The organism is Streptococcus halichoeri (assembly GCF_009870755.1).
In the GTDB taxonomy this organism is placed as follows: Bacteria; Bacillota; Bacilli; order Lactobacillales; family Streptococcaceae; genus Streptococcus; species Streptococcus halichoeri.
In genome coordinates this window covers 26,381-40,662 of record NZ_WLZU01000019.1, presented here as the reverse complement: position 1 = coordinate 40,662, position 14,282 = coordinate 26,381, and the positions used below count along the sequence as shown (strand labels likewise).

The window sequence follows — 14,282 nt, the reverse complement described above, 5'->3', positions numbered from 1 at the left end:
CTAGAAAAATCAATTCCTAGAGCTTTGTCTTCAATCTGAAATCGCTACTTAACGTGGCGATTTTTCTTTTTTGAGGGTTTGAAAAGCTATGATGGCTATGGAATAACTAACTACGGGAATGATTCATAAAAACTTCCAGCTTTCTAGGACAGTTATTTTTGCCTTAGTTCGACCTTCTTTGGTACAATAAAGCTATGCTAAATTTACAAGATTACGGAATAACCATGTGGGAAAAGGATAAGATTGCTGCGTTCAGGCGGACGCTTTTGCATTGGTACGACCAGGAAAAGCGTGATTTGCCTTGGCGACGAACGACCAACCCCTATCACATCTGGATTTCAGAGATCATGCTGCAACAAACCCAAGTGCAAACTGTGATTCCTTATTATGAACGCTTTTTAGACTGGTTTCCTCAGGTGGCTGACCTGGCCCATGCCCCCGAAGAAAAACTGCTCAAGGCCTGGGAGGGCCTGGGCTATTATTCGCGAGTCCGCAACATGCAAAAAGCCGCCCAGCAAATTATGGACGAACACCAGGGGCACTTCCCAAGTACCTACGAGGGCATTGCTAGCTTAAAAGGCATCGGCCCCTATACTGCGGGAGCAATTGCCAGTATTGCCTTTAATCTCCCAGAGCCAGCCGTTGACGGTAACGTCATGCGGGTGATGGCACGCTTGTTTGAAGTGGATTATGATATTGGCAATCCTAAAAATCGCAAGATTTTTCAGGCGATCATGGAAATCTTAATTGATCCAAAAAGACCTGGGGATTTCAACCAAGCCCTGATGGATCTGGGCACCGATATTGAGTCTGCGAAAAATCCTCGACCTGATGAAAGTCCCATTCGCTTTTTTAGCGCAGCCTATTTGCACGGCACCATGGATAAATACCCCATTAAGCTGCCCAAGAAAAAGCCACGACCCCTACACATTCAGGCCTTCATCATCCGTAACGAACAGGGACAGTTTTTACTAGAAAAAAATAATGCTGGTAGACTCTTAGGAGGCTTTTGGTCTTTTCCCATCGTTGAGACCAACCTAATCAGCAAGCAGCTCGATTTATTTGAGACGGATACTAACCACGTTCTTGAAACGATTTCTCAAAAGGCAGTTTTTCAGGATACCTATCAGCTAATGCCACAGTGGAGTGATGCGAGCTTTGGACCAGTCAAGCATACTTTTAGCCACCAAAAGTGGACCATCGAGCTTTTGGCAGGACACGTTAGTCAGCCAACGCTAAAGAGTGACCGGCAATTGGCCTGGGTAGCTCTAGCTGATTTTGACAACTATCCCTTTGCCACCCCGCAAAAGAAAATGGTCCAAGCCTACTTGAACCACCAAGAAAATGCCATAAAGTGAAGCTTAAACACTTCACTTTTTGTTTACCGTTAGGTTGATAAAAAGCTGGCAAGTTTGCTTTTAAAGCAGGCCTCAGCTTAAAAATAACACTATCAAAGTCCTTTAGACTAACTTTCTAAAGGCCCTCTTCTTCTCTGAGTATGAATCGAACAAAATCGGCTAAGCATCTAGCCTTCAAAACTTCAAGCACTCAAAAACCACACAGTAATTCTCACATCTTGATTGTTTTCAAGACAGAAAACCGCTGTGTGGTTTTATTTTGAAGCCCGTTTTTGCCCAGCCTCTTGAGATGAAAGACAAACCCTACTGAGTTTAGCTTTTTTACCCATTAACTTAATTCAGCGACAATGGCTTTGATTTGGTCTTTGGTGTGTACACCAGCGACTTGTTTGACCACTTCGCCGTCTTTTTTGAACATGAGTGTTGGGATGGACATGATGCCAAATTGCCTAGCAGTTTCTGGGTTTTCATCAACATCCATTTTAACAATTTTTAGCTGATCTTCGTCATACTCTCCAGCCAATTGCTCAAGAATGGGGGCTTGCATCAAACATGGACCACACCAGGTTGCCCAAAAATCAATTAACACAAGACCTTCTTTAGTTTCTGATTCAAATGTTTTGTCTGTAATAGCTTGTGCCATTTGCATTCTCCTTTACTATTTTATCGTATCCTTATTTTATGGGAAAATAGCCTATAAGGCAAATTTCTGCTACGGTATTTAGGCAACTAGCCTAGGTTAGCAATCGTGCAACCTGACCCACCGGCATTTTGAGGGGCATACCCAAAACTTTTAACATGCTTGTTGCGGCGCAGATATGTGATCACTCCCTCACGAATAACACCGGTGCCGATTCCATGAATAATATCGACTTGACTCATGTTGTTAACCAAGGCTTGGTCAATAAAGGCATCTAATGCCTGCATGGCCTCTTCGTAACGTTTGCCTCGCAAATCAAGGCGAGCCCGAGGTCCAGCTGATTGAGAAACTTTCTTGACAACAGACACTTGCTTCTTAGGTGCTTGCTTTTCTTGCTCTGGCTTAACCAGTTGAAATTCATCTTCAGTTAGGGTCATCTTTATCAGGCCGATCTGGGCCTCCCATTTATTATCCTTTAAGGCCTTAATCAAGGTCCCTCTTTGCCCATAAGCTGAGACGATGATATTATCCCCAAGCTGTGGGGCACGGGCCTTTTTGGCTTTTTTAAGCACCTTATTTTGACTCAAGTCTTGTTTAGGCACTAACTGTTTGAGCTGGCCTTTAGCCTCAATGATTTCATGTGGTTTTAATTGAGCCTTGGCATGCAGCTCCTTTAAAATCGCTTCGCTTTCTGATAGGGCCATATCGACAATTTCTTGTGCTTCGTCTCTAGCTTTTTGTAGTTCTTGGTCCCGTTCGTTGGCAAATTCCTTGTAGAGTTTTTTGAGTGCCCGGTTGAATTTGAGGTTCTCTTGTTCAACGCTTGTGATCCGCTCCAGCCGCTTGCGGCTCTCTTGAATCTGGCTCTCAAGCTGTTCAATAATTCGATTAACATCGCTATCAGTACCTGTCATCTGCTCAGCTTCTTGAACAATTACTTCTGAAAGGCCTAAGCGCCTAGCAATCTCAAAGGCATTGGAGCGACCTGGTACGCCCTGCATAAAATGGTAGGTCGGTTTTAGCGTCTGGCTGTCAAATGCCATGCTGGCATTTTCTACGTGAGGCGTCTCAAGGCCATAAGCTTTTAATTCGGGATAATGGGTGGTCGCCATCGTTTTGATTTGTGTTAAGCGCAGCTGCTCTAAAATGGCCATGGCTAAGCTAGCCCCTTCTTGGGGATCGGTCCCTGCACCAAGCTCATCAAAAAGCACCAAGGAATCCTGATCAGCCTTGTTTAGAATGGAAACGATATGCGTCATGTGGCTTGAAAAGGTTGATAGGCTTTGCTCAATAGATTGCTCATCTCCAATATCAGCAAAAATGCCGTTAAAAACGCTAACCACAGACCCTTGAGCTGCTAGTATCGGTAATCCCGACTGGGCCATGAGTTGGGCTAAACCTAGGGTTTTTAGCATGATGGTTTTACCACCTGTATTGGGGCCGGTAATGACGATGACGCTAAGATCCTGAGCAAAGTGAATATCATTAGGCACTGGTTTTTTTAACAAGGGATGACGAACGGCATATAATTGGATGGTTTTTGTCTGACTGATCGTAGGTAGACTGGCCTCGTGCTCAGCCATGTAGAGATACTTGCCCCGGACAAAGTCCAGATGTCCCAAGAGCCAAGCATTATTTGCAAGAACAGAGCTGTGCGGCCGTAGCATGTCTGATAAGTGGTGGAGGATCTGCATGATCTCATAGCGTTCATCAGCCTGCAACTGGGTTAATTCTTCATTTAGTTGAACCAGAGCCCGAGGTTCAATATAGATGGTATTGCCTGAGGCGGAAATATCGTGCACCACACCGGCAATACGGTTACGAAAGGTGTTTTTAACTGGTAAAACACTACGACCATTTCGACTAGCCACTAGGCTTTCAGAAAGGTAATCACGATGCTTTTTAACCATTTCTTGCAGCAACTGCCGGCTCTGCTGCTCATTTTTTGTAATCTGACGGCGAATTCGCTCTAGTTCTGGACTGGCAAAATTTTCCACAAAACCAGCTTCATTAATGGCCTGTAAGCTACCTTGGAGGTTAGGTATGGCCTCAAGGTTTTCAAAGAGCCGATCTAGTGCCTTGAGCTGCACATTTTCGAGCTGTTGGTAAAAACGCACAGCTTGTGCTGAAGCTAACAGGATCTGTTTTAGGTCTAAGAGTTCCTCGGTATTGAGATCAGCGCCTAGCTCCAGCCGCTTCACAGCTTGGCTAACATCGCTTAGCTGACCCAGTCCAAACTGATGATAGTCACTAAAAATCGCCTGCATATCGGCGATTTCAGCAAAGAAATGCCTGATCTTTTCTACTCGGTACTCAGGCTCAAGCTCCCACAGTTCCTTTTGCCCTGCTTCTGTTTGCAGGTAAGGTTGAAACTGTGCCTTAACCTTGGCAAATTCCAACTGTTCTAAAATTTTTCTTTCCATACTGCACATTATACCTTTTTTTCTGACTTGTTTCCTTATTGTGAGATAAAAAAGAGTGAGAGAGGACTCAAGACTGCTTTTTGAGTTCTCCTCACTTTCTAGCTAGATGCACGAGACTAACTGACAAAGGACTAGCTGTGTGGACCACCTCAGGCCTTCTTCGTGGCAATTATGCACCGCTTCAGCTAAGTCAGAGCTTCATTTCCCGTGACGTGATAAGGTCTGCCTGGCTTGATTTCCTCAACGCTTAGCTGCTGTTTTAGATAATGTTTGTTATCCACCATTTTTCCAACAAAGCTGTCATTAGGGGGCACTTATCAATCAAAAAGCGCGCCAGGAACTGCTGATGGAAGAGATTTTGAATTCTAGGCAAAGGAAGCGTTGCCAAAACAGATAGCACCATGCTCATGAACATCATCGAAACAAAGACACTGAGTAGTCCTGCTAGAAGGGCTGTTTTTGGGTTATCAAAGCGATGCACCGGCGCTAAATGTAAGACAAGGCCAAGCAAGCGAAGCAGAGCATAAGCCAGACAAAAAATCCCGACAAAAGCAACCCCAGCATAGTAGACCTTATCTAGATCAAAGAGACTGACTGACTTAAAAAAAGCCATTTGGGTCCCTTGCGCAGGGTTCACATAGGGCACCCAAAGCGCAATTTTTTGTGCTAAGTCTTGATAAAAATGCTTAGCGATAAATAAGCAAATCAGGGCCCCTACGAAATAGAAGCCTTGTAAAATCAGACCTCGACTATAACCAAGGTAAAACTGCCAGGCCATAATCAGGATAATTATTAAGGACAACATGATTACTCCTTATCCTCATTTGATTGCTTGGCTTTTTCTTGCAGCCCAATCACTGTTTTTTCTCTTAGTTCAGTGACTTCTTTTTCTAACGTTTCAAAAGCAATTTCACGATTTAATTGTACCGATAAGGTATTAATCGCCATTAATATAGCAATGGTTTCATCATCAGCCGCAGGGAGTTTTGCTTTAATAGCTTCATATTTCTCCCTTGCAACAGCTTCAACTTCTTCCATAAAAAGATTATCTTTGTCAGTCGTTAGGGTTAAGGTCTTTTCACCAAAGGTAAATTTATAACGGTTTTTACTATTCATAAGGACACCTCACCTAGCATTATACCTTAAATGAGAACTTTCGTAAAATAGGTAAGCTGTTAAGCTGCTTTTTTCATCCCAGCTTATCTGGAGCTACTTTAGATCAAAGAGCTAAGATTATTTGTCACCCAAATTTTGTATGCCTTATATGCCGAGGTCTGTTTGATAAGGCCATACTGACTTAGACATCATTTGGCTGAGCACTTGTTGGCAGATAACTTGGCTCAGCCAGCTTAGCCGATTGCATTAAGAAATGAAAAATCTCAAATGAACAGCCCTGAATGACTAAATAGCGGGCTGACTTTTACTCAGGAGGATGGCAGCTTTAAGCTATTTTTGGCCTCTAGTCCTGAATGTTTTCATCTGAAGATGGAAACAGAGAAATGCTTATCTCTTTGTTACTCTTTTTAATGACTAACTTTTGCCTTAGCTTTTTAAAACCGGACTTCCCCAAGAAAGAAATTTTGTGGTAAAATAAGCTTTATGAACACATCTGTTATCACCTGTTCGCCCAAAGAACTAAAAAGGCTTAGGCAGCAGCTAGAAGGTTATTTAATCGCAAACGCTAGCCCCTATGTCGCCTTTGCCGCAAAATATCAAGCGGCCACGATTACTGCCTATACTTCTGGCAAGGTTGTGATTCAGGGCAAAGCCACAGCCCAGATTGCCGCCGATTTGGGACTAAGTGCTAAAACCACAAGGACAGCTTCGTCTTCACTGGCAAGAACTTTTGACCAAGCCTGCCCACTGATTGGCAGCGATGAGGTTGGCAATGGCTCTTATTTTGGTGGGATTGCTGTGGTTGCAAGCTATGTCACTCCAACGGACCAAGCCTGGCTAAAGGAGATTGGCGTTGATGATTCCAAGAATCTCAATGACCAGCGCATCCAGCAGCTAGCTCCTCTATTAGAAGCAAGGATTCCGCATCAGGCTCTCTTATTATCCCCCAAAAAGTACAATCAATTGGTCGGAAAGGACAAGCCCTATAATGCTGTTTCCATCAAGGTAGCCTTACACAATCAGGCGATTTACTTGTTACTGAATAAGGGCTACACGCCGCAAAAGATTGTCATTGATGCTTTTACGTCGCAAAAGAACTACGAAAAGCATCTACGAGGTGAGAAAAATCATTTTCCCAATGCCTTAACCTTTATGGAAAAGGCAGAAAGTCAAGTACTAGCCGTTGCGGTCAGCTCGATTATCGCCCGCAACCTCTTTCTTGCTAATCTCAAACAATTAAGCGAGGAGCTCGGTTATCAGTTGCCTAGTGGCGCAGGCAAAGCCTCTGATCAGGTAGCTGCCGACCTACTGCGCGCCTATGGGATGGAAGCTTTGACCTACAGCGCCAAACAACACTTTGCCAACACCCGCAAAGCCCAACAATTAAGCAAATCATTTGATTAAACTAAAGGAGCACTATGAAAAACTTCATTAAAGAATGGGGATTCTTTATCCTCTTTGTTCTCATCTTAGGCCTCTCTCGCCTTTTTATCTGGCAACCTGTACGGGTGGATGGCCATTCTATGGACCCAACACTGGCTCATAACGAACGTTTAATTGTCATTAAACATGCTAAGATTGACCATTTTGATATTGTCGTCGCTAAAGAAGAAGAGCAGGGGCAAACTAAAGAAATCGTCAAGCGCGTGATTGGTTTACCTGGTGATACTATCACCTACAAAAACGACACTCTCTACCTCAATCATAAAAAAGTGCACGAACCTTACCTTGATCGCTTTAAAAAAGCCTTTAATAAAGATAAACTAGCCAGCACTTACGAATACAGTTCCCTCTTTCAAGAGTTAGCAGCTAATTCCAACGCCTTTACCACTGATAATCAAGGGCGCACTGAATTCACTGTGCATGTACCAAAAGGCGAATACTTCTTACTTGGTGATGACCGCATTGTCTCACGCGACAGTCGCGAAGTCGGTACTTTTAAAAAAGCTAACTTTGTTGGCGAAGTCAAGCTCCGGTACTGGCCGCTCCCTTCTTTTAAACTATTCCCTTAACCCCTAAGGCCTGCTGCTTAGCAGGTCTTAAACTATCTTCATTAGAAAGGTCTACCTATGGATTATTATTTTACCGGTACTGTTGAGCGAATTATCTTCGAAAATGCCAGTAACTTCTTCAAAATCCTTTTGCTAGAGCTTACCGACACTGATAGTGATTTTGCTGAGGCTGAGATCATCATTAAAGGCACCATGGCCGACATCATCGAAGGAGACGAGTACACCTTTTGGGGGCCGCTCATCCAGCATCCTAAGTACGGGCAACAAGTGGCCTTGAGTCGGTATGAAAAAGCCAAGCCCAGTGCTCAAGGCCTGGTTACCTACTTTGCCAGCAAACATTTTAAAGGTATTGGTCAAAAAACAGCTGAGAAGATTATTGCCCTTTATGGGAGCGATCCGATTGATAAAATCCTAAAGGACCCAAGCAAATTAGAAGCTATTTCTGGCCTTTCTAAGGCCAATCGCGAAGCTTTTTTAACTAAATTACGCATAAATTATGGCACCGAGCAGATTATTGCTGGACTGATTGAGCTTGGCGTCACCAACCGTCAAGCTTTTGACATTTATGATCACTACAAAGAAGAAGCCATTAAGCGCGTGACCAGCAACCCCTATGGCTTAGTTGAAGAGGTACCAGGCATTGGCTTTAAACTGGCTGATCAATTGGCTAAGTCCTTAGGAATTGCTAGTGATGCACCACAGCGGCTGCGCGCAGCCTTGTTACATACCCTATTAGAACGCTCACTTACACAAGGCAATACCTATATTGAAGCCCGCGATCTGCTCGAATACACGATTATCCTATTAGAGGAAGCAAGACCCATTGAATGTCAACCTGAAGCTGTTGCTTCTGCTTTGAACGAATTAATCCAGGAAGAAAAGGTCTATAACCGCGAGACAAGAATTTTTGATGCCAGTTTATTTTATGCCGAAGAAGGGATCAAAAACCACATCAAACGCTTACTGACCACGCCTTTAGACACAAGCTTTAGCCAGGACCAATTATCCAAGGCTATTGAGCATGTGCAAACCACTAATCACTTGGTCTATGACCAAGTCCAAAAAAACGCCTTGCTGCAGGCTCTTAACAGCAAAGTCTTTATCTTAACAGGCGGTCCTGGTACCGGCAAGACCACAGTCATTAAAGGCTTGTTGGAAGCCTATGCGCATCTGCATGACTTAGACCTTCACCAAAAGGATTTGCCCATCATCCTAGCAGCGCCTACTGGCCGGGCTGCGCGGCGGATGAATGAGCTAACGGGCCTTGCAAGTGCCACGATTCACCGCCACCTAGGCCTCAATGGTGACAATGACTACCAGGCACTTGATGAGTATTTGGACTGTGACCTACTAATCGTGGATGAATTTTCCATGGTGGATACCTGGTTGGCCAATCAACTGCTCGCTGCGGTCGCGTCAAACACCCAGGTCATTATCGTGGGCGATAGTGACCAACTGCCCTCGGTCGGACCAGGTCAAGTCCTAGCTGACCTCCTGCAGGTGCCAGCCATACCTCAGCTGGCTTTGCAGAAGATTTTCCGGCAGTCCGCTGACTCGACTATCGTTGAGCTGGCTAACCACATGCGCCAAGGTCACCTGCCCGGCGATTTCACCGCTAAAAAAGCGGATCGTTCCTACTTTGAGGCCCAAGCCGCCCACATCCCTGAGATGGTTACTAAGATTGTCAGCGCAGCCCTTAAAAGCGGGATTCCAGCTGAAGAAATCCAGCTCTTGGCCCCTAATTACAAGGGGTTAGCTGGGATCAATAACCTAAACAGTCTGTTACAAGAGCTGATTAATCCTTATGTTGCTGGTGATCAATTTACCTTTAATGATTTGACTTTTCGTAAAGGAGACAAGGTCCTTCATTTGGTTAATGACGCTCAGGCCAATGTTTTTAATGGCGATATTGGCTATATCACCGACCTTATTCCCGGCAAATACACCGAATCCAAGCAAGACGAATTGGTGCTGACTTTTGAGGGAGCCGAGCTAACCTACCCTCGGTCTGAGTGGCTGAAAATCACACTTGCTTACGCCATGAGCATTCACAAGGCCCAAGGAAGTGAATTTCAGGTGGTTATTCTGCCGATCACCCGCCAGAGCGGTCGGCTCTTGCAGCGCAATTTGATTTATACAGCAGTGACGCGCTCTAAAAGCAAGTTAATTCTGCTTGGTGAGTATCAAGCCTTTGCTTACGCAGTTAGTAAGGAAGGTGATAAGCGGCAAACTTATCTGGTTGAGCGCTTTCAGGCCCTAAAGGACCAAGAAGCAGCAAAGCCACAAGCTAAGAAAGGGACACCTAGGGAGCAAGCAAGCTCTCAGCAGCGCCCATTTGCCAAAGAAAGCCAAGACTACCGCCTCACCAGTGATAATCTGATGACGATTGATCCGATGATTGGGCTTACGGACGAAGATATTTTAAGTTTTTTTGAAAAAATATAAAATTGACTCCAATTTTAATGCGGACTATGTTATACTATTGTTGTATTATTACCATCAAACAATAATCGGAGGTTATTATGATTTCATACGAAAAAGTTCGCCAGTCGTTTCGCTCTCTAAATCTGGTTATTATTACCCTTGAGAGCATTTTTACGGCTTTGACCTTTTTGGGATTGATTTCCATCATTTTCTTAAAAACGAGTGGCGAGCTTGACACCAGTCAGATGAGCGCTGAGCAGGTCGCAGCCATCCAACAAAGCACGAGTCCCTTTACTATTTTTATTACAGTTGTGTCCTTGGCCTTGATGATTGCCATTATTGTTTTTGCGGCTCGCAACCTATCACGTCTCAAGAAAAATAGTGAGCTCATTTACCTGCCCTATTACCTTGGTTTTGGCCTGGTAGCTATTAATCTTATTTCAACGCTGGCTTCTGGACAAGCATTTAAACCAGCAGCTTTGATTGGCTATCTCATCCAATTGGCCTTTGTCGCGCTCTATTATTTTTCTTACAGCAAAGCCAAGACTCTAAATCATAAACCAGAACAAGCCTCAGAAGCTTAATCCTAAAAGAGCTGCCTTAGAAAAAGGACAGCTCTTCTTCAATCTTAGCTCTAAGACTAAAGGATACCTACGTTTGTCGGGTATCCTTTTTATAATTCCAATCGGATTGCTTCTATCGCCTCTTCGAGATTAGTGATGGTCACCCCGAGCAAACGGATACCTTTTTTAGTTTCATCAAGGCTTTGGTAAATGGCTTGCGCGACTTGTTCAATTTTATCTGTGTCTTGGGTGCTCTCTTCTAGTGTTATGCGCTTGGTTAGCGTGGAAAAATCACCATAGCGAACCTTTAGGACAATCGTCTTTCCCCGCTTATGCTGCTCTTTTAAGACTGCTGCAACCTTATTGGCATTTTTGCTGATCTCTAAGGTAATATCAGCATCAGCATACAAAAGCTTACCATAGGTCCGCTCACTACCGATTGACTTTCGAATCCGATTGGGCTTGACCTGAGCGTAACTGATGCCTCGCGCCTTTCGATAAAGATCAAAACCAAAACGCCCAAAGCGATCTATTAGTGTTGTCTCAGGAATTGCAAGTAAATCCTTACCCGTATAAACACCCATTTCATGCAATTTTGCCACTGATTTTTGCCCGACTCCATGAAACTTTTCAATGGGGAGCTTACTTAGAAAGGGCAGAGCATCTTCTGGTAAAATCAGGGTCAAGCCATGTGGTTTATCATAATCACTAGCTAATTTGGCCAGAAATTTATTATAGGAAACGCCGGCTGAACAGGTCAAGCCAAGTTCCTCCCAAATCGCCACCTGAATCAGCTTTGCTATTTTAATAGCTGATTTTAGCCCTAGTTTATTCTCAGTAACATCCAAGTAAGCTTCATCAATGGATACAGGCTCCACCAGATCAGTATAGCGTTTGAAAATCGCTCTTACTTGCAAACCTACAGCGCGGTACTTGTCATAATTCCCGGAAATAAAGGTAGCCTGCGGACAACGTTCAAAGGCTTCTTTTGAGCTCATAGCAGAGTGAATGCCATATTTTCGAGCTTCATAATTGCAGGTTGACACGACCCCGCGCCCGCCGCTTTCACGTGGATCACGACCGATAATCAAGGGATGCCCTTTTAAGGCTGGCTGATCGCGTTCTTCAACAGAGGCAAAAAAGGCATCCATATCAATATGGATAATCTTGCGTGATGTGTCATTTAATAATGGAAATACTAACATACCAGCCTCCCTCTCTCTATTATTATACCCTTTTAACACAGCATGGCCAAGAAAGGATCTTATGATACAGTTCACATCTGTTTTAAAAGTCTGTAATATAAAAGAATCTCATGCTTGTCAAGAAATATGCTTGGGAAAACGCTTTACCTGTGATACACTATAGGTGTAATGACAACAGATGGTCTTGTTACCACCAATATAAGGAGAGAGATTATGGCAACTGTAAAAACAAACACAGATGTTTTTGAGAAAGCTTGGGAAGGCTTCAAGGGTACTGACTGGAAAGAAAGAGCTAGCGTTTCACGCTTTGTGCAAGCTAACTACACCCCTTATGATGGCGATGAAAGTTTCCTTGCCGGTCCTACACAACGTTCCTTAAACATCAAAAAAATTATCGAAGATACTAAAGCCCAATATGAAGCCAGCCGCTTCCCTTATGATACACGGCCAACTTCTATTGCTGACATCCCAGCAGGCTACATTGACAAAGAAAATGAGCTAATCTACGGTATCCAAAATGATGAACTGTTCAAATTGAACTTCATGCCAAAAGGTGGGATCCGGATGGCAGAAACAACACTTAAAGAAAATGGTTATGAGCCAGACCAAGATGTGCACGAAATCTTCACCAAATATGTAACCACTGTTAATGATGGTATTTTCCGTGCCTACACCTCAAATATTCGTCGTGCTCGCCACGCTCATACGGTAACCGGTCTACCAGATGCTTACTCGCGGGGCCGTATTATTGGTGTATATGCGCGTCTTGCCCTTTACGGTGCAGACTACTTGATGCAAGAAAAGGTCAACGACTGGAATGCGATTACTGAAATTGATGAAGAATCCATTCGCTTGCGTGAAGAAATCAACCTCCAATACCAAGCTCTTGGTGAAGTCGCAAAACTTGGTGATTTATATGGCTTTGACGTACGTCGACCAGCTGAAAACGTCAAAGAAGCTATCCAATGGGTCAACATTGCCTTTATGGCTGTTTGTCGCGTGATTAATGGCGCTGCAACTTCCCTTGGTCGGGTGCCAATCGTCCTTGATATCTTCGCTGAACGTGACCTTGCCCGCGGCACCTTCACAGAATCAGAAATCCAAGAATTTGTTGATGATTTCGTCCTTAAATTACGGACAGTGAAATTTGCACGGACCAAAGCTTATGATGAACTCTACTCTGGTGACCCAACCTTTATCACCACTTCTATGGCTGGTATGGGAAATGATGGCCGCCACCGTGTTACCAAGATGGACTACCGTTTCTTAAACACCCTTGATAACATTGGTAACGCACCAGAACCAAACTTAACCGTCCTTTGGACTGATAAATTACCATATGCCTTCCGCCGTTATTGTATGACTATGAGTCACAAACACTCTTCTATCCAGTACGAAGGGGTAACCACAATGGCTAAAGACGGCTATGGCGAAATGTCTTGTATTTCATGTTGTGTGTCACCACTTGATCCTGAAAACGAAGAACAACGCCACAACATTCAATACTTTGGTGCTCGGGTAAATGTGCTTAAGGCTCTACTTACAGGTCTTAATGGGGGTTATGACGATGTTCATAAAGACTATAAAGTCTTTGATATTGAACCTGTCACTGATGAGATTCTTGATTTTGACACTGTTAAAGCTAACTTTGAAAAATCGCTTGATTGGTTGACTGATACTTATGTAGATGCCTTAAATATCATTCACTATATGACTGATAAATACAACTACGAAGCTGTCCAAATGGCCTTTTTGCCATCACAACAACGAGCAAACATGGGCTTTGGTATCTGTGGTTTTGCAAACACTGTTGATACCCTCTCAGCGATTAAATACGCTACTGTTAAACCAATCCGTGATGAAGATGGCTATATCTATGACTACGAAACCACAGGTGACTTCCCTCGGTGGGGTGAAGATGACCCTCGTTCAAATGAATTGGCTGAATGGTTAATCGAAGCTTACACGAATCGTCTTCGTAGCCACAAACTCTACAAGAATGCTGAAGCAACCGTTTCACTGCTTACCATTACTTCTAATGTCGCTTATTCTAAACAAACTGGTAACTCACCTGTTCACAAAGGTGTCTTCCTTAACGAAGATGGTACAACCAACTTATCTAAACTTGAATTCTTCTCACCAGGGGCAAACCCTTCCAACAAGGCACGTGGTGGTTGGTTACAAAACCTCAATTCCCTTGCTAGTCTTGACTTTGGCTATGCTGCAGATGGTATTTCCTTAACCACCCAAGTTTCTCCTCGTGCTTTAGGTAAAACCTTTGATGAACAAGTAGATAACTTGGTAACAATCCTTGATGGTTACTTTGAAAATGGTGGTCAACACGTCAACCTCAATGTCATGGACCTTAAAGATGTTTATGACAAGATCATGAACGGCGAAGACGTTATCGTACGTATCTCTGGTTACTGTGTCAACACTAAATACCTCACTCCTGAACAAAAAACCGAATTAACACACCGCGTCTTCCACGAAGTCCTTTCTATGGATGATAGCGCACAAGCTCTTACAGGTAAATAACAT

11 protein-coding genes are annotated in these 14,282 nt (G+C 43.7%); 6 read left to right on the top strand and 5 right to left on the bottom strand.

Features of this window, described 5'->3' with window-relative positions; genetic code table 11:
• The first annotated feature begins 194 nt into the window (after positions 1 to 194).
• Positions 195 to 1,358 (top strand): A/G-specific adenine glycosylase, encoded by a 1,164-nt coding sequence (gene mutY, locus GWD08_RS05995; RefSeq protein ID WP_159564761.1) that lies wholly within the window; start codon positions 195 to 197, stop codon positions 1,356 to 1,358.
• Positions 1,359 to 1,686: 328 nt separating this feature from the next.
• Here the strand turns inward: mutY and trxA are convergent, their stop codons facing one another.
• The 4 genes from trxA to GWD08_RS05975 form a co-directional block, all read right to left on the bottom strand.
• Positions 1,687 to 2,001, bottom strand: coding sequence for a thioredoxin (gene trxA, locus GWD08_RS05990; RefSeq protein ID WP_159545420.1), 315 nt, complete (start codon positions 1,999 to 2,001; stop codon positions 1,687 to 1,689).
• Between the two features lie 86 nt (positions 2,002 to 2,087).
• Positions 2,088 to 4,421, bottom strand: a complete 2,334-nt coding sequence (locus GWD08_RS05985) for an endonuclease MutS2 (RefSeq protein ID WP_159564759.1) — start codon at positions 4,419 to 4,421, stop codon at positions 2,088 to 2,090.
• A 259-nt stretch (positions 4,422 to 4,680) separates the two neighbouring features.
• Positions 4,681 to 5,226 (bottom strand): CvpA family protein, encoded by a 546-nt coding sequence (locus tag GWD08_RS05980; protein ID WP_159564757.1) that lies wholly within the window; start codon positions 5,224 to 5,226, stop codon positions 4,681 to 4,683.
• A gap of 2 nt (positions 5,227 to 5,228) precedes the next feature.
• Entirely contained in the window at positions 5,229 to 5,537 is a 309-nt protein-coding gene (locus tag GWD08_RS05975) for a hypothetical protein (RefSeq protein WP_159545414.1), read from the bottom strand.
• A 483-nt stretch (positions 5,538 to 6,020) separates the two neighbouring features.
• Here GWD08_RS05975 and rnhC point away from each other — a divergent pair, with 483 nt between their 5' ends.
• The 4 genes from rnhC to GWD08_RS05955 all read left to right on the top strand — a co-directional run bounded on the left by rnhC (position 6,021) and on the right by GWD08_RS05955 (position 10,557).
• A complete protein-coding gene (gene rnhC, locus GWD08_RS05970; RefSeq protein ID WP_159564755.1) occupies positions 6,021 to 6,941 on the top strand; it encodes a ribonuclease HIII in 921 nt (306 codons plus the stop codon).
• A gap of 14 nt (positions 6,942 to 6,955) precedes the next feature.
• Positions 6,956 to 7,549, top strand: coding sequence for a signal peptidase I (gene lepB, locus GWD08_RS05965; protein ID WP_159545410.1), 594 nt, complete (start codon positions 6,956 to 6,958; stop codon positions 7,547 to 7,549).
• Between the two features lie 57 nt (positions 7,550 to 7,606).
• Complete coding sequence (recD2, locus tag GWD08_RS05960) at positions 7,607 to 9,994, top strand: SF1B family DNA helicase RecD2 (protein ID WP_159564753.1); 2,388 nt, start codon at positions 7,607 to 7,609, stop codon at positions 9,992 to 9,994.
• Between the two features lie 77 nt (positions 9,995 to 10,071).
• Positions 10,072 to 10,557: a hypothetical protein gene (locus GWD08_RS05955; RefSeq protein WP_159564751.1), complete on the top strand. Its 486-nt coding sequence runs from the start codon at positions 10,072 to 10,074 to the stop codon at positions 10,555 to 10,557.
• 89 nt (positions 10,558 to 10,646) lie between these two features.
• On the opposite strand, the gene dinB is transcribed toward GWD08_RS05955, so the two are convergent.
• The gene (gene dinB, locus GWD08_RS05950) at positions 10,647 to 11,741 is read right to left on the bottom strand and encodes a DNA polymerase IV (RefSeq protein ID WP_159545404.1); all 1,095 of its coding nucleotides are present in this window, start codon (positions 11,739 to 11,741) and stop codon (positions 10,647 to 10,649) included.
• A 213-nt stretch (positions 11,742 to 11,954) separates the two neighbouring features.
• On the opposite strand from dinB, the gene pflB reads away from it, so the two are divergent.
• The gene (pflB, locus tag GWD08_RS05945) at positions 11,955 to 14,279 is read left to right on the top strand and encodes a formate C-acetyltransferase (RefSeq protein WP_159550023.1); all 2,325 of its coding nucleotides are present in this window, start codon (positions 11,955 to 11,957) and stop codon (positions 14,277 to 14,279) included.
• The last annotated feature ends 3 nt before the right edge of the window (positions 14,280 to 14,282 follow it).